Origin of the sequence: Microbacterium sp. NPDC057407 (assembly GCF_042803895.1) — a bacterium.
Taxonomy (GTDB): domain Bacteria; phylum Actinomycetota; class Actinomycetes; order Actinomycetales; family Microbacteriaceae; genus Microbacterium.
This window is the reverse complement of the sequence record NZ_JBHVCA010000003.1, coordinates 418965-441736: the sequence shown is the minus strand read 5'-3', so window position 1 is coordinate 441736 and position 22772 is coordinate 418965. Positions and strand designations below refer to the sequence as shown.

The 22772-nt window shown below is 71.2% G+C and carries 24 protein-coding genes; 11 read left to right on the top strand and 13 right to left on the bottom strand.

Annotation, left to right across the window (positions count from 1 at the left end):
- Positions 1-131: 131 nt before the first annotated feature.
- The gene (locus ACFUTX_RS10855) at positions 132-1145 is read right to left on the bottom strand and encodes a GlxA family transcriptional regulator (RefSeq protein ID WP_378864028.1); all 1014 of its coding nucleotides are present in this window, start codon (positions 1143-1145) and stop codon (positions 132-134) included.
- Between the two features lie 237 nt (positions 1146-1382).
- Between ACFUTX_RS10855 and ACFUTX_RS10850 the strand changes: the two genes are divergently transcribed.
- Entirely contained in the window at positions 1383-1547 is a 165-nt protein-coding gene (locus ACFUTX_RS10850) for a hypothetical protein (protein WP_378864025.1), read from the top strand.
- Positions 1548-1566: 19 nt separating this feature from the next.
- Here ACFUTX_RS10850 and ACFUTX_RS10845 read toward each other — a convergent pair whose 3' ends face one another.
- Together ACFUTX_RS10845 and ACFUTX_RS10840 are read right to left on the bottom strand one after the other, a co-directional pair.
- A complete protein-coding gene (locus ACFUTX_RS10845; protein WP_378864022.1) occupies positions 1567-2823 on the bottom strand; it encodes a glycosyltransferase in 1257 nt (418 codons plus the stop codon).
- Positions 2824-2828: 5 nt separating this feature from the next.
- Complete coding sequence (locus ACFUTX_RS10840; protein WP_378864020.1) at positions 2829-4085, bottom strand: glycosyltransferase; 1257 nt, start codon at positions 4083-4085, stop codon at positions 2829-2831.
- 105 nt (positions 4086-4190) lie between these two features.
- Between ACFUTX_RS10840 and ACFUTX_RS10835 the strand changes: the two genes are divergently transcribed.
- The 3 genes from ACFUTX_RS10835 to cls all read left to right on the top strand — a co-directional run bounded on the left by ACFUTX_RS10835 (position 4191) and on the right by cls (position 6597).
- Complete coding sequence (locus tag ACFUTX_RS10835) at positions 4191-4796, top strand: hypothetical protein (RefSeq protein WP_378864017.1); 606 nt, start codon at positions 4191-4193, stop codon at positions 4794-4796.
- Positions 4797-4895: 99 nt separating this feature from the next.
- Positions 4896-5108: a hypothetical protein gene (locus ACFUTX_RS10830; RefSeq protein ID WP_378864014.1), complete on the top strand. Its 213-nt coding sequence runs from the start codon at positions 4896-4898 to the stop codon at positions 5106-5108.
- Positions 5109-5121: 13 nt separating this feature from the next.
- Entirely contained in the window at positions 5122-6597 is a 1476-nt protein-coding gene (cls, locus tag ACFUTX_RS10825; protein WP_378864011.1) for a cardiolipin synthase, read from the top strand.
- Positions 6598-6609: 12 nt separating this feature from the next.
- Here cls and ACFUTX_RS10820 read toward each other — a convergent pair whose 3' ends face one another.
- From ACFUTX_RS10820 to ACFUTX_RS10805, 4 genes are all read right to left on the bottom strand, one after another.
- Positions 6610-7002, bottom strand: coding sequence for a type II toxin-antitoxin system VapC family toxin (locus ACFUTX_RS10820; RefSeq protein WP_378864008.1), 393 nt, complete (start codon positions 7000-7002; stop codon positions 6610-6612).
- Positions 6999-7262 carry a hypothetical protein gene (locus tag ACFUTX_RS10815; RefSeq protein WP_378864005.1) on the bottom strand — a complete coding sequence of 88 codons (264 nt, stop codon included), beginning with the start codon at positions 7260-7262 and terminating at the stop codon, positions 6999-7001. Before ACFUTX_RS10815 ends, ACFUTX_RS10820 begins: the two co-directional genes overlap by 4 nt.
- Before the next feature lie 102 nt (positions 7263-7364).
- On the bottom strand, positions 7365-8534 hold the full coding sequence (locus tag ACFUTX_RS10810) for an AI-2E family transporter (RefSeq protein WP_378864002.1): 1170 nt from the start codon (positions 8532-8534) through the stop codon (positions 7365-7367).
- 34 nt (positions 8535-8568) lie between these two features.
- Positions 8569-11154 carry a LuxR C-terminal-related transcriptional regulator gene (locus ACFUTX_RS10805; protein ID WP_378863999.1) on the bottom strand — a complete coding sequence of 862 codons (2586 nt, stop codon included), beginning with the start codon at positions 11152-11154 and terminating at the stop codon, positions 8569-8571.
- 140 nt (positions 11155-11294) lie between these two features.
- Here ACFUTX_RS10805 and ACFUTX_RS10800 point away from each other — a divergent pair, with 140 nt between their 5' ends.
- The 4 genes from ACFUTX_RS10800 to ACFUTX_RS10785 all read left to right on the top strand — a co-directional run bounded on the left by ACFUTX_RS10800 (position 11295) and on the right by ACFUTX_RS10785 (position 12810).
- Positions 11295-11519: a hypothetical protein gene (locus tag ACFUTX_RS10800; RefSeq protein ID WP_378863996.1), complete on the top strand. Its 225-nt coding sequence runs from the start codon at positions 11295-11297 to the stop codon at positions 11517-11519.
- A gap of 95 nt (positions 11520-11614) precedes the next feature.
- Positions 11615-11995 carry an SHOCT domain-containing protein gene (locus ACFUTX_RS10795; RefSeq protein WP_378863993.1) on the top strand — a complete coding sequence of 127 codons (381 nt, stop codon included), beginning with the start codon at positions 11615-11617 and terminating at the stop codon, positions 11993-11995.
- A gap of 22 nt (positions 11996-12017) precedes the next feature.
- Positions 12018-12443, top strand: coding sequence for a DUF6325 family protein (locus tag ACFUTX_RS10790; RefSeq protein ID WP_378863990.1), 426 nt, complete (start codon positions 12018-12020; stop codon positions 12441-12443).
- 10 nt (positions 12444-12453) lie between these two features.
- Positions 12454-12810, top strand: a complete 357-nt coding sequence (locus tag ACFUTX_RS10785) for an SHOCT domain-containing protein (RefSeq protein WP_378863988.1) — start codon at positions 12454-12456, stop codon at positions 12808-12810.
- Between the two features lie 209 nt (positions 12811-13019).
- Here the strand turns inward: ACFUTX_RS10785 and ACFUTX_RS10780 are convergent, their stop codons facing one another.
- Genes ACFUTX_RS10780 through ACFUTX_RS10770 form a run of 3 tightly spaced genes read right to left on the bottom strand, consistent with a single transcriptional unit; the run spans position 13020 to position 15962 of the window.
- Entirely contained in the window at positions 13020-13736 is a 717-nt protein-coding gene (locus ACFUTX_RS10780) for a potassium channel family protein (protein ID WP_378863986.1), read from the bottom strand.
- 49 nt (positions 13737-13785) lie between these two features.
- The gene (locus tag ACFUTX_RS10775) at positions 13786-14853 is read right to left on the bottom strand and encodes a DUF998 domain-containing protein (protein ID WP_378863983.1); all 1068 of its coding nucleotides are present in this window, start codon (positions 14851-14853) and stop codon (positions 13786-13788) included.
- Entirely contained in the window at positions 14850-15962 is a 1113-nt protein-coding gene (locus ACFUTX_RS10770; RefSeq protein ID WP_378863980.1) for an AI-2E family transporter, read from the bottom strand. The genes ACFUTX_RS10775 and ACFUTX_RS10770 overlap by 4 nt, the downstream gene beginning before the upstream one ends.
- A 92-nt stretch (positions 15963-16054) precedes the next feature.
- Here ACFUTX_RS10770 and ACFUTX_RS10765 point away from each other — a divergent pair, with 92 nt between their 5' ends.
- Complete coding sequence (locus ACFUTX_RS10765) at positions 16055-17455, top strand: DUF2252 domain-containing protein (RefSeq protein ID WP_378863977.1); 1401 nt, start codon at positions 16055-16057, stop codon at positions 17453-17455.
- Positions 17456-17818: 363 nt separating this feature from the next.
- Here ACFUTX_RS10765 and ACFUTX_RS10760 read toward each other — a convergent pair whose 3' ends face one another.
- Positions 17819-18436 (bottom strand): TetR/AcrR family transcriptional regulator, encoded by a 618-nt coding sequence (locus ACFUTX_RS10760; protein WP_378863974.1) that lies wholly within the window; start codon positions 18434-18436, stop codon positions 17819-17821.
- A gap of 164 nt (positions 18437-18600) precedes the next feature.
- On the opposite strand from ACFUTX_RS10760, the gene ACFUTX_RS10755 reads away from it, so the two are divergent.
- Entirely contained in the window at positions 18601-19866 is a 1266-nt protein-coding gene (locus ACFUTX_RS10755; RefSeq protein WP_378863971.1) for an MFS transporter, read from the top strand.
- The gene (locus ACFUTX_RS10750; RefSeq protein ID WP_378863968.1) at positions 19863-21506 is read left to right on the top strand and encodes an amidohydrolase; all 1644 of its coding nucleotides are present in this window, start codon (positions 19863-19865) and stop codon (positions 21504-21506) included. The genes ACFUTX_RS10755 and ACFUTX_RS10750 overlap by 4 nt, the downstream gene beginning before the upstream one ends.
- A 168-nt stretch (positions 21507-21674) precedes the next feature.
- Here ACFUTX_RS10750 and ACFUTX_RS10745 read toward each other — a convergent pair whose 3' ends face one another.
- The gene (locus tag ACFUTX_RS10745) at positions 21675-22082 is read right to left on the bottom strand and encodes an MmcQ/YjbR family DNA-binding protein (protein WP_378863965.1); all 408 of its coding nucleotides are present in this window, start codon (positions 22080-22082) and stop codon (positions 21675-21677) included.
- A 142-nt stretch (positions 22083-22224) separates the two neighbouring features.
- Entirely contained in the window at positions 22225-22719 is a 495-nt protein-coding gene (locus ACFUTX_RS10740; RefSeq protein ID WP_378864648.1) for a heat shock protein transcriptional repressor HspR, read from the bottom strand.
- Positions 22720-22772: the final 53 nt, after the last annotated feature.

Below are 22772 nucleotides of genomic sequence, written 5' to 3'. Positions count from 1 at the left end.
GTCGCCCTGGCCGCGTCGCCCGCCGCGGGTGGTTCCCGGCGCGCCCACCCACCCACACCCGAGTCGCCAAGACACGCCGGCGCGGCGCGCGATGAACGGCGTGTCTTGGCGACTCGGCGTCGCGACCAGGGTCAGGCGACGGGCTCGAGAACGGCCTGGCGCTCCACGCCGGCCGCGTCCATCGCCTCGCGGGTGCAGCAGAACCGTGCGCGGTAGGCGGTGGGCGTGGTGTCGAGCACGCGGGCGAAGTTCTGCCGCAGCACCGCGGCCGAGCCGAAGCCGCTCTCGTACGCGATGCGGTCGAGCCCCAGTTCGGTCTTCTCGAGCAGGCGCTGGGCGTGCATGATCCGCTGCCGCGCGAGCCAGGCCGCGGGCGTCGCGCCGAAATCGGCCTTGAACCGTCGCGCGAAGGTGCGCGGCGACATGTGGGCCTTGGCGGCGAGCTGGTCGACGGTGAGGTCGAGGCGGAGGTTCTCGAGCATCCAGTCCGTGACCGGAGCGAGCGAGAGCGAGGCGACGTCGGGGAGCGGCTTGTCGATGAACTGCGCCTGCCCGCCGTCGCGCTGCGGCGGGACGACCATCCGCCGGGCGATCTTGTTCGTCATCTCGGCGCCGAGCTCCTGGCGCAGCAGGTGCAGGCAGGCGTCGAGCCCCGCAGCCGTGCCCGCGCTCGTGATGATGCGCCCGTCCTGCACGTAGAGCACGTCGGGGTCGACGTCGACGAGCGGGTACATCTCGGCCATCTTGTCGGCGTACATCCAGTGGGTGGTGGCCTTGCGGCCGTCGAGCACACCGGATGCCGCGACCACGAACGATCCGCTGCAGACGCTCAGCACCCACGCGTCGCGCTCGACCGCCTGGCGGATGACGTCGAGCACCCGGTGGTCGGACGCGCTCCGCGACCAGTACTGGCGGGGCGTGGGCGACACGACGACGAGATCGGCCTCGTACGCGAACGACAGGTCGAGGTCGACGTTGATCGAGAACCCCATCTTCGACTGGACCACCCCCGGATCGGGAGTGACGATGCGGAAGTCGAAGTTCGGGATGCCGTCGTCGGTGCGGTCGAGACCGAACGCCTCGCAGGCGACCCCGAATTCGAACGGCGCGAAGCCGTCCTGAACGATGACGGCGACGGTGTGCATCGGCCTCTCCTGTCCGTGTCGGGCCCAATAAAGGTGCCCTGATCGAGCGTGGCAGTAATCCTACGGGCTGTGTCCATCCTGCCACTCGTGGCAGTCATGACGCAAGCGTAGCGTTTCTGCCATGTTCATGGTGATTCTTCTCGCAGCACTATCCGCTGTCGCGATCGCCTCGACGATCTCGGCACTCCGCAACGACGGCTACCACCGTCTCCCCACCGATCCCGCCCGCCTTCCGTGATGAGCCTCTCGCTCGAGACCGAGGACCGCGTGAGCCCCACCGGCTCGCGCGGTCCTTCGCGTCATCCGCTCTCCCCGTCGACGGGCGCGTGCGATGCTATCGGCCGCGCGACCGACACGGGGACGGATGCCGCGCCCCGGCGCCACCCCGAGCGACTGACGTGACCCCGGCGGCGGCGCCGGGTCAGGCGGACGTCACCCGGCGGTAGAGGTCGATCATGGCGGCCGTGCGCGCGGACTGACGGAAACGGTCGCGGATCGTCGGGTCGACCGGCACCGGCGTGCCCGCGGCGATGTCGGCGGCGGCACGCCGGAGCGCCGCGGCGAGCGCGGGGATCGACGCCGGTCCGACCGCGACGGCCGCGTCTCCGCCCGCCGGATCCGGGTCCTGACCGACCGCCCAGAACCCCGACCCCAGCTCGTCGGCGATGTCGGGGTCGCTGATGATCGACGGCGTCCCGAGCGACGCCGCCTCGAACGGCGTCATGCCCTGGGTCTCGAAGCCGATCGAGGTCTGCACGACGGCGTCGGCGTCGGCGATGCGGCGCAGCGTCTCGGCGTAGGGCAGCCGTCCCGCGAACACGACCCTCGGGCCCGTCGTCCCGGGCCCGCCCGCGAGTCCGCGTCGCTCCACGAGACGCCGGGCGGCGTCGAGCTGACCGCCCCCGCCGATGACCTCGACGTCGGCGTCGACGGCCGACTCGGCGACGGCCTCGAGGAAGGGAAGCAGCCGCTTCTCGGGGCTCATGCGGCCGAGCCACACGAAGCGCGGCCGCCCCGGCGGACGGACACCGGATGCCTCGCCCAGCGTGGCATCGAGCAGGTCGTCGTCGATGCCGTTCCACGAGACGTCGACCCGCGGGAAGACCCCGTGGCGCTCGAGCCGCCGGGCGAAGTGCGCCGAGGGCGCGGTCACTGCCGACGCATCGGCGGCGAGCCCGGCGAGGTACGCCCAGCCGTCCGCCCCGCGGGCGCGCGATCCGATCACGCGACGCTGCCAGGCGTTCAGCACCCGCAGCACGGTCCGCGGGAAGGGCGCCGTCGCCTCGATGCCGACCTCGACCCGGTTGTGCATGGTGATGACCACCGGCAGATGATGGCGGCGCGCATACCGCAACCCGATGAACGCGCCCCAGAAGTCGGCCTGCACGTGAACGACGTCGACGGGCGGGCGCCGGCTGAGGGCGGCGTCGACCCAGCGATCGGTGCGCCGCCCCGGCCACGACATCGAGTACTCGCGGTCGGACGTGATCGGGATCGAGGGGATGTCGAGGTACGCGGCATCCGGAGCGAACGACCGACCTCGCGGCCCGTGCACGCGCGGGGCCACGATCGACACCGTGTGGCCGGCGCGTTCGAGGAACCGGCGCTGGAGCCGCATCGACACCTGTGCGCCGCCGAGCGTCTCGACGTGCTGGTCGCCGAACATCACGACGTGCACGCGGGCTACTCCGGCAGCGGTTCGTCGCGGTAGAGCGCTTCGAACGTGTCGAGGGTGCGCTTCATGTCGTGCACCTTGACGCCCTCGAGCGACGCCCGCTGCATGCGCAGGCGCTCTTCGGGCGACTGGGTGAGGACCGTCGTGAGCTTCTCGACGAGGTCGTCGACGTCGCCCGGGCGGAAGAGGTAGCCGTTCTCGCCGTCGTGCACGAGGTGGGGCAGTGCGACCGCGTCGGCGGCGACGATCGGCAGACCCGACGCCATCGCCTCCATCGTCGCGATGGACTGCAGCTCGGCGATCGACGCGATGACGAACAGGCTCGCGTTCGTGAGCAGCCCGCGGAGCTCCTCGTCGGTCGTGTGCCCGTGGAAGTGGACGCGGTCGCCGATGCCGAGCTCGGCGGTGAGCTCCTCGAGATTGCGGCGCTGGTCGCCCTTGCCGACGATGTCGAACCGCACGTCGAGCGCCGGGTCCAGGCGCGCGACCGCCCGCAGCACGACGTCGATCTGCTTCTCGGTCGTCAGCCGCCCGACGAACACGAGACGGTGGGCGTCGCGGGGGGTGAGGTCGGCGGTGTAATTGGATGCCTCGATGCCGCAGCTCACCGGGATGACGTTCTCGATGTCGATCGTGTGCTCGAGGAACTCGGCGGCCTTGCGCGTCGGCGTCGTCACCGCGCGCGTCATGTCGAAGGTGCGCTTGGCGTCCTCCCACGCGAGCTTGATGGCGTACTTCGTGATCGGGGCGGGGAGGACGGTGAAGTCGAGCACGTTCTCGGCCATCACGTGGTTGGTCGCCACGACGGGGATGCCGCGCTGCCGGGCGATGCGCGTGAGCCCGCGGCCGATCACGATGTGCGACTGGCTGTGCACGACGTCGGGCTGGACCTCGTCGAGCACCCGACGGGCGTAGTGCTTCGACCGAAACGGCATGACGAAGGTGAGCCAGTCGTGCGGGTACCAGCGCCAGGACGGGATGCGGTGCATCGTCATCGGCTGACCCTCGATGACCTCGGTGAAGCGGCCGCTCTTGCGGTGCGTCTCGCTGGGCGCCATGACGTGCACCTCGTGCCCGCGGGCGACGAGTCCGGCGGCGAGACGCTCGGCGAAGCGGGCGGCCCCGTTCACGTGCGGGAGGAACGTGTCGGCCCCGATGAGGATCTTCAGGGGACGGCGCGTACCGGCGCCCGGCTCGGGGGCGGCAGCGGGCGCGGGGGCCGGCGTTTCGGCGGGATGGTCGTCGGGCGTCGCGGACTCGGTCACGGGGGGCAAGGCCTGTCTGTGCGGCGGGTGCGCGATGAAGGGGGAGGAGATCGCGCGTCCCCCACTGTACCCGAGGGCCCTCGACGAGCCCCGTACCCTGGAGGCATGCCTCGACTTCAGGCCGACGCCGACCCCGCTCTGTGGGTGCCCGTGACCGAGTCCTTCGGTTTCCGGGGCAGGCGGCACCGCAAGGCGGCGATCCGGATGCTGCTGTCGCAGGCGGGGACGGCGGTCGGCGCATCCGCGCGTCCCGGCAGCGGCGTCGCGGCGTGGGCGGTGAGCCAGGCGGCCCCGTTCCTCATGCGCAAGGCGGCCGGCCGCGTGCTGGTCTGGGTGTGGAAGGCCGACCCCGAGCTGGTCGTCGTGATGGCGCAGATTCAGGCGGCGACACCGCAGCTGCGCACCGCCCGGGCGATGATGCCGATGGAGTACGACGACACCAAGGACTTCCGCAATCCGTATCTCGGCTCGGGCGAGAAGCTCGAGATGCCGCTCCCCGCCGATCCGCGCACACCGCCCTTCGCCACCTACACGTGGGACACCGGCACCCACTTCGTCACGCTCACCGCGGTCTGCCCCGACCGGGAGCGCTTCGGCACGGTGATCGGCTCCGTCGACGACCTCGCGCGGACTCTCCGGGTGGTCGACGACCTCGAACTGGGTGAGTCCCCGACCGTGCTCCGGATCGAGCCGGGCGGCGGACCGCGATGAACGGCGCCTGAACGGAATCATCCCCCTCGGGTGACGGAACCGGCGGCGCCCTGCCCCACGCTGGGCAGTGTCCGGTCCCCTCGCCACGGAAGGGTCGTCGTGTCCTCGCACATCGTCGAAGTCGTCATCACGGGTCATCTCGGCCCGACGCTCCGCTCGGCGCTGGACCGCTACGACGTGACGACCCGCGACGACGGCACCACCAGCATCACCGGGGTCTTCGAGGACCGCTCCGAGCTACGAGGACTGATGCAGCTCCTCGACGAGCTCGACATCGAAGTCGTCTCCGTGAACCGCGTCACCCCCGCCTGAGGAAGGGAGCCCTGTGGTCAGCGTGCTCGACGGCGCCGCCGTGTGGCCGATCGTCCTGGTCGTCATCGTGGCGATCAACATCGTCGCCCTCATCGTCATCCCGCGCGGACGCAAGCCGACGGCGGCGATGGCGTGGCTGCTCCTCATCTTCCTGCTCCCGTTCGTCGGCATCCTGATGTTCCTGCTGATCGGCAGCTTCCGGCTGCCCCGGAAGCGGCGCTACGAGCAGGAGCGCATCGACGGACTCATCCGCGAGCGGGTGGATGCCGCGAGCCTCGGCATGATGAGAGCGGACTGGCCGCGGTGGTTCCAGCGCGTGGTCGAGCAGAACGAGAACCTGACCGCCCTCCCGGCGACCGAGGGGAACGCCGCCACCCTCTACGGCGACTACCAGGAGTCGATCGATGCCATGGCGGCCGAGATCGACACCGCCGAGAGCTTCGTGCACGTGGAGTTCTTCATCGTGGCGTGGGACGACACCACGCGCGGCTTCTTCGCCGCCATGGAGCGCGCCGTCGCCCGCGGAGTGTCGGTGCGTCTTCTCGCCGACTACGTCGCCACCCGTCGCCTGGGTAACAGCAAGGCCACCTTCGCCGAGCTCGACCGGATCGGCGTGCAGTGGGCGTGGATGCTCCCGGTCATGCCCTTGAAGGGGAAGTACCAGCGTCCCGACCTGCGCAACCACCGCAAGATCGTGGTCGTCGACGGTCGCGTCGGATTCATGGGCTCGCAGAACCTCATCGACCGCACTTACGACTCCCCCAAGAACATCAAGCGCGGGCTGAAGTGGCAGGAGCTCATGACCCGCCTGACGGGGCCGGTGGTCTCGGCGGTCAACACGGTGTTCCTGTCGGACTGGCTCATCGAGACCGGGCAGGATCTCAGCGGGTCGGAACACGTTCCCGCCGCCCAGCTGCCGCGGGCCGAGGCATCCGATTCCCTCGTGTGCCAGGTGGTGCCCAGCGGTCCCGGGTACGCCACCGAGAACAACCTGCGCCTCTTCCTGTCGCTCATCTACGGCGCGACCGAGAAGGTGATCCTGACGAGCCCGTACTTCGTGCCCGACGAGGCGATGGTCTACGCGATCACCACGGCGTGCCAGCGCGGACTCGAGGTGCAGCTGTTCGTGTCGGAGATCGGCGATCAGGGGCTCGTCTACCACGCGCAGCGGTCGTACTACACGGCGCTGCTCGAAGCGGGGGTGCGGATCTTCCTCTACCCGGCGCCGTTCATCCTGCACTCGAAGCACTTCTCGATCGACGACGACATCGCGGTGATCGGGTCGAGCAACATGGACATCCGGTCGTTCAGCCTCAACATGGAGGTCTCGCTGCTGGTGCGCGGCGCGTCGTTCGTGGCCGACATGCGTGCGGTCGAGCAGGGGTATCGCGACGCCGGCCGCGAGCTCACCCTCGAGGAGTGGCGCAACCAGCCCGGCAAGGCGACGTTCCTCGACGGCCTCGCGCGCCTCACGTCCGCGCTGAACTGATCCGGGCGGTTCCTAGAACCTCGGCGACGCAGGGTGCAGCAAGCCGAGAGTGTCCGCGACGTGAGCGAGTCTGCGGTCGAACGTCGCGAGCCCGGTCGCGTAGTGCTCGGCCGTCGCCAGCACGCAGGTGTCAGGCATCTTGAGGCTATGGGCGGCGCGCAGGCGTGCCAGCGTCAGTTGATCGTCGGCGCCGAGATCCGCGCGGACGACCCCCGCGGCGGTGAGGTCTCTCCACACCTCGTCCTCTTTGCCGGTGCGCGCGGGACCGACGAGCGTCTCGGCCGCCGTCAGGGGATGGACGACGTAGGGCGGCGCCTCGTCTTCGAGCAGCCGGAGCGCGGCCCCATGGTGGGCGTCCCTCGAGTCGAGGACTCCGATGAGGACGCCCGCATCGAGCACGATCACTCGGCCCACCCCTCGCGGACCTGTTCGAGGTAGCCCTCGCCGTAAGAGTCCGAGTGCCGCGCAAGCCCTCGAAGGCGGGCGATACGGTCTGACCTCTCTGCGGCTTCGGTCGCCTCGACGGCTCTCATCCCCTCTTCGAGCAGATGGACGAGCAGGGCGCTCTCCCGCTTCTCGTCGGGCCAGTGCCGGCGCGCGATGTCGAGCGCCCGGGCGACCTGCGGCGTGTGAGTCACGAACGTGCGGTGGTGCTTCGTGGGCATGACGATAGTGTAACACTGTGCCCATGCGTGTAACACGCCTGGGCGTCGGATGCACGCCCCCCGGTTTTCGGCGACGACTGGGCGGCACCGCCCAGCCCCGGCTCAGACCTTCAGGTCCTGCTTCGGCACGACCACCTCGCGGATGATCAGCAGGATCGACGCCATCACCGGAAGCGCGACGAGCACACCGATGACGCCCATGAGCGCACCGCCCACCAGCGCCCCGATCAGCACGAGCGCCGCGGGGATCGCGATCGCCTTGTTCATGACGCGGGGGCTGATGACGTACGACTCGAGCTGGATGTAGATGAGGTACGCGATCGCGAAGATCAGCGCCTGCGTCGGGCCGGTGAAGAGCGCCACGCCCGTGCCGATCACGAGGAAGATCACCGAGCCGAAGAGCGGGATCAGGGTGATCACGAAGGCGACCACCGCCATGAGCGCCGGGAACGGGAGACCGATCAGCAGGTGCAGCACGAACACCGTCGCCGCGTTGAGCGACGACAGCGTCACCGAGCCGATCAGCGCGCCCCCGACCGATGCCGTGATGCGCTCGGTGAGGTCTTCCAGGCGGGCCCGGCTGTGCGCCGGCGCCAGGGCGTAGAACGCCTTCTTCATGGTCGCCAGCGACGACAGGAAGTACAGGGTGAGGGCGACGACGATGAACGAGGCCGAGATGCCGCTGACGAACGCCACGCCCACGGCGAGAACCCCGCCGCCGAGCGAGGCGAGCGTCGAGGGGGCCGACACCCAGGTCGCCAGCTCGTCCAGCGCGACGAGGATCGCCGCCTGGGTGTCGCGGTCGAGGGCCTGGAACCAGTCGGAGTCGGGAATCGACGCGATGGTCGCCGGAATGGCCGCGACGAACTCGCCGATCTGGGCGAGCACCGGAGGCAGCACCCACACCAGGAACGCAGCGAACAGCAGCAGGAAAGCCCCGAAGACGATCGCGATCGCCGCGCCGCGCTTGACCCGATGCCGCTCCAGCATCCGCACGATCGGGTCGAGGCCGACGGCGAGGAACATGGCGAGCACGATGTAGACGAGGATCGTCGAGATCGACACCAGGGCGCTGCCCAGCACGAGCGCGCCCAGCACGCCGAGCGTCGTGAGGAACCCGAGCGCCAGCGGCCGATCGAGCGCGGCCAGCACGCCGGCGAACCGGCGCGGGCGTGCGGGAGGGACGGATGCCTCGCCCCCGGCGATCACGACGACTCCGTCCGCGTCCGCGTCCGGCACCGGGCCCGTCGTCGGCGGGAGGTTCACGCTCATGCGCACATCCTGGCCGCGCGGCCGGGGCCCGTCGTCATCCGACGCGGGCGATGTCGCGGGCATCGAGGAGGCCGAGTTCGACCGCGCGCTCGATCGCGGCGTCCCTTCCCGACGCACCGAGCTTGCGGTAGATGTGCCCGAGGTGCGTCTTGATCGTGTTCGTCGACACGAAGCAGCGCCCGGCGATGTCGGCGATGGTCAGGCGGCTCGGCAGGAACGCCAGCAGCTCCAGCTCGCGCGGCGTCAGCTCATCGACGAGCGCACGATCCGGTGCGGCGGCCGCGGCCCGGACGCGAGAGACCACGACGCGCGTGAAGCCGGTGCGTGCCCCGAGCAGCTCCTCGATGAGATCCGCGACGGCCGGGCCGGCGCGCACGAACGGGTCGACCAGCCACTCCGGCTCCGCGCGCTCCAGGGCGGCGACCAGGTGTTCCCGCGCCTGCGGGCGGCGGCCCTCGCTCGCCAGGGTCCAGGCCTGGAGCAGACCGAACGAGACCGCCGCATCGGGGGCCGAGGCATCCGGAGCGAAACGCAGCTGCGACAGGCGCACCTGCGCCGCGGCAGGCTGACCGTCGATGAGGAGGCGCGCGACCTCCTCGAACGCGATCGACGACCAGACCGGGGCCGGGGGCGCCGGCGGTGCCGGAGCGCCACGCAGTCGGGCCCGGCGCAGCCCGGCGGCCGTCAGCGTCTGCCGCACGAGCGGCGGCGGCGGTCCGGGCGGCTCGGTTCCCGCGAGATGCTCGGCACCGGGGTCGATCATGAGGGTGATCGCGTGCGACACCCACATGAGCTGGGTGCGCTGGTTCGCGCCGGCGCGGACGGTGCCCTCCGCCAGCGCCAGTGCGCCCACGTCGGACTCGCCGCGCTGGATCGCCACGACAGCCCGGGCCAGGTAGGCGTCCGCGGGCGCGGGATGGGCGAGCAGGTGGAACTCACGGGCGGTCGCGAGCGCCTCGTCGGCCTGCTCGGCCGCGACGACGAGGTTGCCCAGCACCGCGTTGGCCAGCGCGATGCTGCCGAGCAGGTGCACGCGGTAGGGGGCGTACGAGAAGCCGGCCATCGCCCGCGCGCGCTCCAGCTCGCGCCGCGCCGCGGGCAGGTCTCCGAGGAAGAGCAGCGCCCTCCCGAGAGACCCCTGGCTGAGGTATTCGAGCAGGGGCCGGGTCGTGAGGCCGAGCAGATCGGGCAGTTCGGCGTCGGGCTCGCGGGCGAGAAGCCCGAGCGCCTCGTGCGCCGCGTCGACGAAGAGCTCCGCGTGAGGGTGGAACTGCACGAGCGCGGAGAGGTAGGCGAGCGCGACCTGCCGCTGGCCGGTCGTCAGCGGGGTGCGCAGGATCAGCGTCTGGAGCACGTCGACGGCGACCAGCGCGCGTCCGCTCATCCCCTCGGTGATCGCGTAGAGCAGTTCGACGTCGGCGTTGCCGGCACGGAGTTCCGCCGGCACCTCGCGGAGCCACGCGGCCACGGTCGCCGTGCGCACGTCTTCGAACACATCCCGTCCGCTGGCGAGCACCCGCTCCATGACGCGATCCCAGCGCTTCGCGCGCAGGAAGTAGCGCATCGCGGTCTCGCCGTCGCCTTCCGCGAGGTACCAGTCCCCGGCGGCCTCCAGCAGTCGGGCCTCGACGTGGGCATCCTGGGCGCGCAGCCGGTACAGCAGAAGGTCGCGGAACAGCCGGTGGAACCGGTACCAGCCCGTGCGTCCGCCGATGGGCACGATGAACATCGAGTCACGCTCGAGGTCGGCCAGGAAACGGGCCCCGTCGACGTCGGCCAGCGTCTCCGCCAGTCCGGCCGACGCCTCGTCGACCACAGCCAGGCGCATGAGCGCGTCACGCCGGTCGGGATCGAGCGCGTCCAGCACCTCCTCGCTGAGATAGTCGACGACGAGCCGGTCGGTGTCGGCGAGGGTGTCGACCACGCGACCCGGATCCTCGGCGAATCGCATCGAGAGGGCCGTCAGCTGCACCCCGACGGCCCAGCCTTCCGTGCGCGCGGTGACCGCCGCGACCGCCTCCTCCGACACCGGCTTGCCGGCGATGCGGGCGATGACGCGGGCGGTCGTCGCGCTGTCGAACGCCAGCTCGCGCTGCCGGATCTCGACCAGCCCGTGCTCGAGGCGATGCCGGCTCCACCCGAGCTGCAGGTCGACACGCGACGAGAACACGGCGTGCGCGTTCGGCGGCAGCAGGTCGACCATGCGCCACAGGTCGGCGAGGATCGCGCTCCCCGCCAGCCGATCGAGGTCGTCGAAGACCAGCACCAGGGGTCCGGCATCCGCGATCGCCCCCGTGAAGTCCTCGAGGAACGCGTCGCCGAGACGGTTGACGGATGCCTCGACCGGCGCAGCCGGCGGGTGCAGGTCGGGCGCGACCGCCCCGACCCCGGCGACCAGCCGGCGCGCGAAGGTGGGGGCGGCGTCGTCGGCCGACGAGATGTCGAACCACGCCACGGCGAGGTCGGGCCGAGAGTGGGCCCACTGCGACAGCAGCACCGTCTTGCCCGCCCCCGCGGGCGCGACGACCAGCGACAGCGGCGCGGTGAGCCCCGCGTCGAGCTGTCTCCGCAGCGCCGGCCTGTCGACGGCGTGCGGAGGAATCCGACGGATATCGGTCACGAGCAGCCTCCTGGCGAGTGGGTGCTGGCTTCGGGGGAATCATTCCACAGGGGTGACGCTGGCGCGAGAGCCAGCGCTTCACAATGACTCACAGCCGGCGGCTCGACCACGTCGGCTCCGACTCCGCCGCAGGAGGATCGATGACCGGACCGCAGACGGTGGAGGTCATCGTGCGGGGCCGACTCGGGCCCGATCTGGTGGCCGCGCTGTCGGACTACGCCATCGAGGTGACCCCGGACGGGTGGACGAGCATCACCGGGCAGGTGTGCGATCAGGCCCGCCTGATCGGCCTTCTCGGGATGCTCGACGAGCTGCACATCGAGGTGGTCTCGGTCAACTTCGTCGACGATCCGGCAGGCGCCTGATTCTCACCCGGTGCGGGTGACGTAGCGGTTTCCCGACGCTCGTAGCTTTCGAGTGAGACGGGTTCTGGGCCCGTCCATCGACGATTGGGACTGCAATGGATTTCTGGAACTGGCTCGCCTGGTTCTTCTGGGTCTTCGTGTTCGTGGCCTACCTGATGGTGCTCTTCTCGATCCTGGGGGACCTGTTCCGCGACCACACGCTCAACGGGTGGCTGAAGGCCGTCTGGATCATCTTCCTGATCTTCGTCCCCTTCCTCACCGCCCTGATCTACCTCATCGCCCGCGGACAGGGCATGCAGAAGCGCGGCATCGAGCAGGCTCAGGAGCTCCGAGCACAGCAGGATGCCTACATCCGCGCGACCGCGGGCACGTCGAGCCCGACCGACGACATCGCCAAGGCGAAGTCGCTCCTCGACTCGGGCGCCATCTCGCAGGCCGAGTTCGACAGCCTCAAGGCCAAGGCCCTCGCCGGCTGAGGCATCCGATCGGGAGGATGACATGACCACGTTCGACTACGGGCCGATCGAGTTCTACGCGATCGCGTTCGACGGCGACAAGCCCGGACCGGGTGTGCTGCAGGCGATCGACGACCTGGTCGCCGCGGGCACGATCAACGTGCTCGACCTCGTCTACGCCACGCGCTCCCCCGAGGGCGAGCTCACGGTGGTGGAGCTGTCCGACACCACGGACGACGGCGGGGTCCCCGCCCTCGACCTCGCCGGGCTCGCCGGACTGGAAGACATCGAGGCGCTCGCCGCCGAGGTGCCGCCGGGCTCGTCCGCCGCGATCCTCGTCGTCGAGCTGCTGTGGGCGAAGGCCTTCGCCGGCGCGCTCTACGACGCCGGGGGCGTGGTGATCGCCCGCGAGGGCATCCCCGCGCCGATCGTGAACGCATTCCTCGCCGAGAACGTGGACGCCGAGTAAGGAGACTGACATGATGCGCAGAGTGGGCCGCCCCGGCCTCATCGGGATGGCGGCGCGGACGGCGGTCGTCGCCGGCACGGCCACGGCCGTGTCGGGGAGCGTCGCCCGGCACCAGCAGAACAAGGCGAACGAGCAGTACGAGGCTCAGGCGTACGAGGCTCAGCAGCAGCAGGCGGCCATGGACGCCGCCGCCGCTCAGGCCGTCGCGAACGCCCAGGCGGCGCAGGCGGCGCAGGCGCCGGCGGCGCCGGCGGCCGGCGGCGGGAACGACCTGATGGCACAGTTGCAGCAGCTCGGGACGCTGCACGCGCAGGGCATCCTGTCCGACGAGGAGTTCGCGGCCGCCAAGGCCAAGCTCCTGTCCTGACGCGCCCCGTCGAGGAGGCCGCACCCCTTCGGGAGCGGCCTCCTTCGTCGTGTGCCTGCTTCTTCGTGTGCACAACGTCGGGTGACGCCCCGGTGGCCGGCGAGATGGGATGCCGCCACCCCGCTTCTGCTCGCGGGTTGCCGACGCTGTGCACGGCGTGTGTCCTCCGCGTTCGGGGCGCGGTGTTGCGCGCCCCGACCGACGAGGGCTCAGTCGGCGTCGGCCGCGCCGCCGGGGCGCTCGGCGAGTGCGTCGACCTTCGCCAGCAGCTCGCGCACTTGGCCCCGCGTGGCCGGCTCGGCGTCGTCGCGGTTGCGGGCGGCTCGCTCGAGAACCCACGATGCGAGCGTCGCCGTGATGATGCCGGCCAGCGCGATGCCCGAGAACATCACCGCGACCCCGACCAGCCGTCCGGCGGCGGTGACCGGGTAGAAATCACCGAACCCGGTCGTGGTGATCGTGACGCACGACCACCACACGGCCTCGCCGAAAGTGTGGATGTTGGCCGACGGCGCGCGCCGCTCCGCCTCGAGCACGGCGAGCGACGCGATGTAGATGAGGAGCGTTCCTGCGCCCGCGCCGTAGACCATGATCTGGGTGCGCAGGCGGGTGCCCGCCGACGGCCGCATGCCCGGCACCCGCGTGAGGACTCGCAGCAGCAGCACGAGCCGGAACACGGGGATCACCGCGATCGCCAGCGTGCCGAGGTGCGTGCGGAACCACTTCCACCGGTCGGCGGCCAGCGACAAGCGCACCAGGTAGTCGACGATGAACACCGCCCAGGTGATCAGGATGACGAGCGTCGCGATCACGAACGCCGGTCCTGTCAGGTCGGCGATGACCCGCCAGGAGTACGCGATGAGGTAGGCGAGCGACGCGACCATGAGAACCACCTGCGTATGGCGGTGCCAGGTCGTCTCGTCCACACGCGCATTGTGCCGCACCGTGCGGGCCGCGACCGTGAGGGCGCGCGGATCAGGCGGTGCGGGCGTCCTGCTCGAGGGCCGCCGCGTTGCGGATGAAGAGCACGATCCACGTGAAGACGAGGATGCCGGCCACGAGCTCGACGGCCGTCAACGTGTAATACCCGACGGCGAAGAACACGGCGAGCACGAGCGTCACCGCGAGGAACAGCCAGCCCAGCACGACGAAGGGACGCGGCATCCCGGTGATCCATCTCGGCAGGCCGATCACGAGCACGCCGTACGCGACCACCATTCCGGATGCCACGCCGGTGTGGATCGCGAAGAACAGGTTCACCGGGAAGACTCCGACCAGGGCGAGGAACACCCCGACGACGATGAGGCATGTGCGCACGCGCCCGATCCCGGCGGGGTTGTCGGTCGGGATGCCGCGGGTCGCGTAGCGCGCCAGCGTCGTGACGAGGAACCCGGCGACGATGAGCGTGAGGTTGAACGCCAGCGCGGACACGTTGGTGGTCATGCCGAGCGCGCTGAGGTTGTCTTTCCACCAGTTCGGGTCGCTCGCGGTGAGCATGCTCGCCAGCACGCCGAACACGAGGAACACGGCCAGCACCACGGCGAGCAGCTGCAGGTCCATGTGGGTGGCGGAGTAGAAGCACAGGTAGGCGGTCATGCCCGCCGCCGCACCGGCGAGGATGAGCACGGGCAGGGCGAACACCTCGGCCCCGATGAACGCGCGCTCGAGGATGACGGCCATGAGCGTCCACCCCAGCAGGGCGATCACGGCGTGCGCGATCCCGAGCGCGACGATGTCGAGATGGTCGAGCGGATGCAGGCGCCCTCGGTGACCTCGGACGTGCAGCAGGTAGCGGCCGGCCAGCACCGCGGCGAACGCGACGACGGCCGACGAGATCGCCGCGAACTGGCCGATCGAACCCGGTCCTGAGATCGGGGCGGACTCGAACCGGAACGCGACGAGCGCGGCGAGCGCGACGACGACGAAGGCGACGGCCCCTGCGCCCAGGGCGAGGGACTCCAGCGACCGTTCGCTGGTCGTGTCGAACAGCCGCGCCAGTGGCCGATCTGCTGTGGTGCGGTCTGCCGGGGTGGTGGTCGTCATGATCGATTCCTCCGGGATGCCTCGGAGCCGGCGTCGGCCGGCGGCGGGACGGCGGTGCGGTCACCCGACAGCCATCTCAGCCAGTGCGACCCCGGGTCGCCTTCGAGCACGAGCGTCCGCACGAACAGGGTGAGCGGGATGGAGAGGATCGCGCCGAGCGGTCCGATGACGAAGGTCCAGAAGATGACGGAGAAGAAGCTGAGCGTCAGGCTCAGATCGACGGCGTCGCTGACGAACTTCGGCTGCACCAGCACCTGCAGCACGACGTTGACGACGCAGTAGATCGCGATCACCGCCAGCAGCAAGGGCCACCCGCCGACGACGAACGCGAGCACCGCCGGCGGGACGAGCCCGAGCACGAAGCCGATGTTCGGGATGAAGTTCGTCACGAACGCCAGGATCGCCCACACGAGCGGCGCGGGAACGCCGAGCCACCACAGCGCGAGCCCGTCGATGATCGCCACGATCGCCCCGAAGGTCGCGTTCACCACGTAGTACCGGCGCACCCCGGTGTTGAGGCGGCGGATGCGCGCGAGCGTCGGGCTTTTCGCTCGACCGAAGATGCGTCCGGCGTCGCGGTACCGGGCCGCGTCGGCGGCCATGAAGATGATGTACGCGACCACGAAGAACAGGGCGGTCGCGACCCCGAGGACCGCGCCGCCCAGGCTCGAGGCCAGGCGCGCGAGCGTCTGCGGGTCGAGCACCGAGGCCGCGGCATCCGACGCCTCCTGATCGAGTCCCGCCGACTGCAGCCACCCGAGGAACGTCCGCACGGTGTCCTGCAGCTCGTCGGCGAACTCGCCGACCAGCCGAGCGAACTGCGTGCCCGCCAGCCAGAGCAGCAGCCCCATCACCACGAGCACCAGGTACGCCACCGCGATCACTGCCGTCGTGCCCGCCCACCGCGGCCAGCCTCGCCCGTCGAGCGGGCGACGCACCGGCTCGCAGATCACGACCAGCACGATCGCGAGGGCGAGCGGGCCCACCAGTTCGCGGGCGAAGGAGATGCCCGCCAGCACGATCACGGCTGCGGCGAGGGTCAGCAGCGTCCGAAGCGCCGGGGAGAGGGCCGGAGCCGGAGCCGGAGGCGACGGAGGGGGCTGCTTCACGCCGCCAGGGTATCCACGCCCGAACCCCGGCCACCGGATTTCACCCCGGAAGTCACCCCCTGCCCGCGCAGCGCCGGTGCCACACTGGGCGCATGTCGACGACAGACATCCGGCCGATCGCCGAGGCATGGTCGGCGCCGCCCACGCTCAAGGACCACCTCGATGACGGACGCCGGGCGCGCGCCTTCGCTCCTCGCGAGGACCTCGCGGTGCTCCCGGGGGGCGAGCGCGACCCCATGGGGATCCTCGACCGGCAGGATTCCACCCGCGTCCCCGAGCTCGTGCCGCTGCGCACCGAGCGCATGGCGGCGAGCGCGTTCGCGTTCTACCGCGGCACCGCGGCGCTCATGGCCGCCGACCTCGCTCGCTCCCCCAGCAGCGGCCTGGCCGTCGGGTCGTGCGGCGACGCGCATGTGTCGAACTTCGGCCTGTTCGCCTCCCCGCAGCGCACGCTCGTGTTCGACCTCAACGATTTCGACGAAGCCGCCTGGGCGCCCTGGGAGTGGGACGTCAAGCGCCTCGTCACGAGCATCGTCATCGCCGGGCAGTCGACCTCGCGCGACGAGACGGTGGTGCGGGATGCCGCGCTCAGCGCCGTCCGCACCTACGCGCGCGCCCTGGGCAGCGGCGCGAAGCGCTCCCCGCTGAAGCGCTATTACGACCGTTTCGACGCCGACGCCGCCGCCGCTGCGATCGATCCGGAGTCGGGGGATGCCCTGCGCCAGGCGATAAAGGACGCCGAGAAGCGCACCGCAGTCCGGGCGGTCCGCAAGCTCACCACCGTCGAGGCATCCGGTCGCCTCGTCTTCGTCGAGCAGCCGCCCACCATGACGCACGTAGACCCGCGCATCGAGGAGCTCATCGGGCGGGCGCTGCTCGAGTATCAGCAGTCGGCGAACATCGACATCCGTGTGCTGCTGCAGAAGTATCACCTCTCCGACATGGCGCGACGGGTCGTCGGGGTGGGCAGCGTCGGCACCCGCTGCTACCTTGTCGCCCTCGCCGACGGAGACGGGAACGCCCTCCTGCTGCAGGCGAAAGAGGCGGGGCAGAGCGTGCTGATCGAGTACGGCGGAGCCGAGCAGCCCGAGGCGGTTGCGCGCTTCATCGACCGCAACGGCGAAGGCGGTCGCGTGGTGGGGATGCAGCGGATCTTGCAGGCGGTGTCCGACCCGTTCCTGGGGTACCTGAGCGGACCGCCGCCCGAGGGAGGGCCCGACCGGTCCTTCTACGTGCGGCAGTTCCACGACAAGAAGGGCGGGTTCGACATGGACACGCTCGAAGATCCGGCGTTCCGCTGGTATGCCGACGCGTGTGCGACCACCCTCGCCCGCGCGCACGGGCAGTCGCCCAATGCGTCGGTCGTCGCGGGGTACGTCGGCGGGGGCCGGGTGGCCGGCGAGGCGATCCTCGAGTGGTCGTACGCGTACGCCGACCTGTCACGCGCCGACTGGGAGCTGTTCCGCCGCCATCGCGGCGTCGACGCCGGCTGAGGTCGGTCTCGACCGGGCCCGGTGCCCGTGCAGAACGTCGGCATTCCGGGCCGGCATCCCGGAGCGCCCGTGCCCAACGTCGGTCTTCCGGGCAGGGCATCCCCGGGTGCAGATTCGACCGGCATGTCCCACTCTTGCGCGGCTGCCGCGCGCACAGGCGCCCGAAAGTGGGACACCAAACCCCAGGGGACGCCCACTCCAGCCATGTCCCGCTTTAGCGCGGCTGCGCTCAGCGCGGGCGCCGCAAAGTGGGACATGTAGCCCTGGGGATAACGGTGCACGGCGGGTGCCGAGCGCGGGCGTGAGAAGAGAACCGGATGCCGCCGCCCGGCGTCGCCGACCGATGTCCGACTTTGTGCGCGGTCAGCCTCTCGCCCGGCCGGCCACGAGCTGCCGGCGCAGCGAGTCGAGGAGCATCTCGAGGCCGATGTCGAAGGCCCGGTCGCTGCGCTCGCGGCCGCGCTGAGCGTCGGCGACGAGCCGGCCGAGCGTACGGGTCGGCGTCTCGGGGCGCCAGATCTCGTCGGGGGACGCGACGTCGAACCCGAAGCCGATGGCGAAGGCATCCACGATCGCGACGATGGCGAGCACCTCGTCGTCGGGGAAGCCCGCCTCGGCGAGGGCGGTGGCAAGCAGGTCGTAGCTCTCGATCACCACGGGCGCGGTGATCGTCTTCCCGACGAGCAGCGGCACGATGAGCGGATGGTCGGCGTACAGCGACCGCAGGTTGCCGACGATGACGCGCACGACCTGCTCCCAGTCCCCCTCGACGCGATCCGGGAAGTAGCGCTCCCCCAGGCGCGACCGCATGAGCTCGATGATCCCGTCGAGACCGTCGACGTGGTTGTAGAGCGAAGACGGCGTGACCCCGAGGCGGCGGGCGAGGGCGTTCACCCCGAAGCGCTCGCCAGAGTCGACGAGCTCGATCGCGGCGTCGGCGATGAGGTCCACCGACAGCAGTCCGACCTTGGGGCGCGGCATCCGTTCCTCCTCGTCGTCAGCCTACGGGGCGTCCGCCGCCGAAATCGGGGCTTCCCCGGGCCGTCACACGCGTGCAACAATAAACGAATACCGTTCGTTTACCAGGCCGCGCCGCCTGGCCCCCGCACACCGTCGTGCACGAAACGACAGGAAAGACACCCGCCATGACTGACATCTCCGCGCGCGTGCCGCTGCGTTTCCCGACCGCGGCCGCCACCTTCGCCATCGGCATCGCCGGCTACCTCGGCGTCAACCTCTCGCCGTACATGATCACGGCCCTCCAGACGGGGCTCGGCATGGATGTGCTCTCGGCGAGCTGGATCGTCACCGCCACACTGCTGGCCACCGCGATCACCGGCCTCGCGACGGCGCCGCTGTGCGCCGGGGTCCACCGGCGACTGGTCGCCCGGGTCGGGCTCGCGGCATCCGTCATCGGCTTCCTCGCCGCAGCGCTCGCCCCGGCGCCCGCCGTCGTCATCGCGGGACTGCTCGTCGGCGGCATCGGCGCGGGCGGGGCGGTGTCGTCGGCCGGCGCCGCGCTGGCCGCGTTCCGCAACCCCGACCGCGTCGCCGGCTTCAACGGTCTCGCCAACCGCGGCGTCATCACCATCGTGCTGGCGGTGATCCCGCTCATCGGCCTCGCGCCGATCGACGTGTTCGGCGCGCTCGCGCTCTTCGGCCTGATCGGTCTGGTCGCCGTCGGCTGGATGCCCGCCGCGCCGGTCGCCGACCCGCAGGCCGGTGCGGCCGTGCCCGAGGCGATGCCGGTCGAGGTGCCCGAGACGGCCGCGCTGCGCGCCGCGCGTCGGCCCCGCAGCGCCTCTCGCCTCGTGACGATCGCGGGGTTCGTGCTGCTCGTGACCTTCGCGCTGTGGGCGGTGAGCGAGGACTCGCTGTGGGCGATGGCCGGAGTCATGGGCGCCGAGCAGACCGGCCTCACCCCCGAGGGTCTGGGACTCGCGCTCAGCGGCGCGACCGCGGGCGGCCTCGTCGGCTCGCTGCTGCTGATGGCCGTCGGCAACCGCCTGGGTCGTGCCGTGCCGCTGGCCGTGCTGCTCGTCGTCGGCGGGGCCCTCAAGATCATGCTCGGATTCGTCGCCGACCCGACGACCTTCATCGTCGTGTTCATCGCCTGGAACACCGTCTACGCGATCGCCTTCATGTACTTCGTGTCGACGTCGGCGGCCCTCGACGCCGACGGGCGCTGGTCGGGTCCGCTGCTCGCGGTGTATCTCGTCGGTTCGGCGCTCACCCCCGTCATCGGCGCCGCGCTGGTCGACCTGCTCGGCTTCGAGGGCTTCGCGATCGCGCTCGGCGTCGCGAGCTTCGTCCTGGCGGTTCCCGCATTCGGTGTGGCCGCGATCTCATCGCGGGTGGAGCGGGATGCCGCGGCCCGGCCCGAGCTCGTCACCGAGGAGGTGCCGGCATGACCGCGCAGCTGTACGTCGGAGGCCGGATCTTCACGGCCGGCGCCGAGCCATGGGCCGACGCGCTCGTGGTCGACGGCGACCGGCTGGCGTTCGTCGGCGACGCCGCGCGGGCCCGCGCGGCCGCCGGACCCGACGCCCGGGTGGTCGACCTGGACGGCCGGCTCGTCGTTCCCGGCTTCACCGACGCGCACACGCACCTCGTCATGATGGGCGAGGCCCTCGGCCGGGTCGGTCTCACCGACGCCCGCACGATCTCGGAGATCCAGCAGCGGCTGCGAAGCGCCCGGGCCGCCGACCCGGCGGCGGGGCGCGTGCTCGGCCGGGGCTGGCTCTTCGACTCCGTACCCGCCGGCACGCCGACGCGGCACATGCTCGACGAAGCCGTCGCCGACGTCCCGGTGTATCTCGACGCCAACGACTACCACTCGGTGTGGGTCAACACCGCGGCGCTGCGCGAGATGGGCGTCACGCGCGACACCCCCGACCCGCACGGCGGTCGCATCGGCCGCGACGCCGACGGCGAGCCCGACGGCATGCTGTACGAGACGGCCGCCCAGCAGCACGTCTGGACGTTCCTCGCCGAGCAGACGAGCGACGCCGACCGCGATGCGGCGGTGGAGCGGATGCTGCAGGCCTACGCGGCGAGCGGCGTCACGGGCGCGATCGACATGGCGTTCGACGACCTCGGCCTCGCCGCGCTGCGGCGGGCGCTCGACGCCCGCGGCGGACGGCTCCCCCTTCGGGTGGCGGCGCACTGGTTCGTCGAGAACACCGGCGACGCCGAAGCCAACCTCGCGCAGGTCGAGCGTGCGGCCGAGCTGGCGCGCGAGGTGGACTCGCCGTGGCTGCGGATCGTCGGCATCAAGCTCGTGATCGACGGGGTCATCGATGCGTGCACGGCCGCGATGCGGCATCCGTATGCCGACGGCTCGAACGCCGACCCCATCTGGTCGCTCGAGGCGATCACGCCGGTGGTCGTCGCCGCCGACGCAGCCGGGCTGCAGATCGCGCTGCACGCGATCGGCGACCTCGCGAGCGACATCGCCCTCGACGCGCTGGAGCAGGCAGCTGCCGTCAACGGCTCGCGAGCCGACCGGCCCGGCCTCGCCGGCGTCCGGCGGCACCGCATCGAGCATCTCGAGTACGCCGCTCCGGGCACGGCCGAGCGCATGGCCCGGCTGGGGGTGACGGCGTCGATGCAGCCCGTGCACGCCGACCCGGCGATCTTCGACAACTGGGCGGCGATGCTCGGCGACGACCGGGTCGACCGGGCGTTCGCGTGGCCGGAGTACCGCGAGGCCGGTGCGCTGCTGGCCTTCTCGACGGATGCCCCGACCGCTCCGTTCGAGGCGCTGCCGAACATGTACATCGCCGCAACGCGCAAGTCGGCGCTCGACCCGTCGTTCGAGCCGAGGCATCCGCAGTTCGCGTTGCCGCTCGAGGACTCGATCGGGCACGCGACGCGCGACGCCGCCGCGTCGGTCGGCGACGGCGACGACCGCGGCCGGCTCGAGACGGGCCTCGCCGCCGACTTCGCCGTGATCGACGTCGACCCGTTCACCGAGGGCCCGGAGTCGCTGCTCACGGCGCGGGTGCTGCGGACCGTGGTCGCGGGCGAGCCCGTCTTCGACGCGCTCTGAGCAGAGTCGGCCGCCCGCTCCGGGTCGAGTGCGGCGGCTTCCCCGCGGCGCGTGCACAACGTCGGTGAGAAGGGCTCGGCGGGCCGGCGGGGGATGCCTCGGCCAGCCCGACGACGACAATCACCGACGTTGTGCACACCGACGGGATGCGACCGCGCCCGACCGGACTTATTGAGGGTGGGTTTCGAGCCATTCCCGCGCGACGGAGGTTGGCGCCCGCAGCAACCAGGCGTCGGTGATGACCTCCTCGAGGTGGCCGCGGTCGATGGCGTCGAGGCGCACGAGCACCGCCGGGCTGCCGTCGAAGTGCGGGATGGTGAAGAACGCCGCCGGATACGTCTCGAGCAGCGCCTGCTTCTCGTCCATCCCGGCCGTGTGCACCCCGATCACCGTGCCGTCGGGCCAGGTGCGGCCGAGTTTTCGCAAGGCGACGAGATCCGCCTTGCTCGGGCCCCGCTCCCACACGAACAATCCGGCGGATGTGCGCCAGGTCGCGCCGCCGCGATGGCCGTCGACCCGCTCCTCCACACCGGGGAGCGCCATCGCGATCTGGCGTACGTCGTCGAGAGTCACCATGGGCTTCATCGTGACTCGGGGCCGCGGAATCCGCCACCCCCGTCCGCATCGCGAAACCGGGGATTCGTGCCGACATCGAAGCCGACGCCCGATGGCTCGGCGAGACCGCGGGTCTCGGGCGACCAGGTTGCAGCTGCCGGCGTCAGGAGGCCGAGGAACCCGACCGAGGGGACCGGCCGGCGTCGTCGGCGTCGTCGGCGCGCTCGAGCTGATGACGCGGATGCCAGACGACCAGCTCGGTTGCGCGGCGCACCCGCGTGCCGCTGCGGAGCGTCACGACCGCGCCGGTGGCGCCGGCCGCGAACACCCGGGCGCCCGGTCGGCGCTCCAGCTCGACGCGCACCCTCTCTTCGAGGTCGCGCACGCGGCCGTGCAGCTCGCGCACGCGGTCTTCCAGTTCGAGGATCCGCGCGATCGCCGGCAGGCCGATGCCGTCGGCCGACATCCGCGCGACCTCCCTCAGCTGCCCGACGTGACGCAGCGAATAGCGGCGGGAGCCGCCGGGAGTGCGGGCGGGCACGACGAGCCCGAGCCGGTCGTACTGCCGGAGGGTCTGCGGGTGCATGCCCGAGAGTTCGGCGGCGACGGCGATGGCGAAGATCGGTGCATCTTCGTCGATGTCGTGCTGCTCACCCATGTCATCCACCTCCTCGTTCTCATCATCCGGGTTGAGCTCCGTCGAACCGACCA

What these genes read in the sequence shown, in the direction of transcription:
- ACFUTX_RS10755 (WP_378863971.1), top strand. Translation starts at nt 18,601, where the DNA reads ATGACTGACATCTCCGCGCGCGTGCCGCTGCGTTTCCCGACCGCGGCC.
- ACFUTX_RS10760 (WP_378863974.1), bottom strand. Translation starts at nt 18,436, where the DNA reads ATGCCGCGCCCCAAGGTCGGACTGCTGTCGGTGGACCTCATCGCCGAC.
- ACFUTX_RS10835 (WP_378864017.1), top strand. Translation starts at nt 4,191, where the DNA reads ATGCCTCGACTTCAGGCCGACGCCGACCCCGCTCTGTGGGTGCCCGTG.
- ACFUTX_RS10740 (WP_378864648.1), bottom strand. Translation starts at nt 22,719, where the DNA reads ATGGGTGAGCAGCACGACATCGACGAAGATGCACCGATCTTCGCCATC.
- ACFUTX_RS10810 (WP_378864002.1), bottom strand. Translation starts at nt 8,534, where the DNA reads ATGAGCGTGAACCTCCCGCCGACGACGGGCCCGGTGCCGGACGCGGAC.
- ACFUTX_RS10785 (WP_378863988.1), top strand. Translation starts at nt 12,454, where the DNA reads ATGATGCGCAGAGTGGGCCGCCCCGGCCTCATCGGGATGGCGGCGCGG.
- ACFUTX_RS10790 (WP_378863990.1), top strand. Translation starts at nt 12,018, where the DNA reads ATGACCACGTTCGACTACGGGCCGATCGAGTTCTACGCGATCGCGTTC.
- ACFUTX_RS10745 (WP_378863965.1), bottom strand. Translation starts at nt 22,082, where the DNA reads ATGGTGACTCTCGACGACGTACGCCAGATCGCGATGGCGCTCCCCGGT.
- ACFUTX_RS10795 (WP_378863993.1), top strand. Translation starts at nt 11,615, where the DNA reads ATGGATTTCTGGAACTGGCTCGCCTGGTTCTTCTGGGTCTTCGTGTTC.
- ACFUTX_RS10775 (WP_378863983.1), bottom strand. Translation starts at nt 14,853, where the DNA reads ATGACGACCACCACCCCGGCAGACCGCACCACAGCAGATCGGCCACTG.
- ACFUTX_RS10765 (WP_378863977.1), top strand. Translation starts at nt 16,055, where the DNA reads ATGTCGACGACAGACATCCGGCCGATCGCCGAGGCATGGTCGGCGCCG.
- ACFUTX_RS10850 (WP_378864025.1), top strand. Translation starts at nt 1,383, where the DNA reads ATGAGCCTCTCGCTCGAGACCGAGGACCGCGTGAGCCCCACCGGCTCG.
- ACFUTX_RS10815 (WP_378864005.1), bottom strand. Translation starts at nt 7,262, where the DNA reads ATGCCCACGAAGCACCACCGCACGTTCGTGACTCACACGCCGCAGGTC.
- ACFUTX_RS10855 (WP_378864028.1), bottom strand. Translation starts at nt 1,145, where the DNA reads ATGCACACCGTCGCCGTCATCGTTCAGGACGGCTTCGCGCCGTTCGAA.
- ACFUTX_RS10800 (WP_378863996.1), top strand. Translation starts at nt 11,295, where the DNA reads ATGACCGGACCGCAGACGGTGGAGGTCATCGTGCGGGGCCGACTCGGG.
- ACFUTX_RS10750 (WP_378863968.1), top strand. Translation starts at nt 19,863, where the DNA reads ATGACCGCGCAGCTGTACGTCGGAGGCCGGATCTTCACGGCCGGCGCC.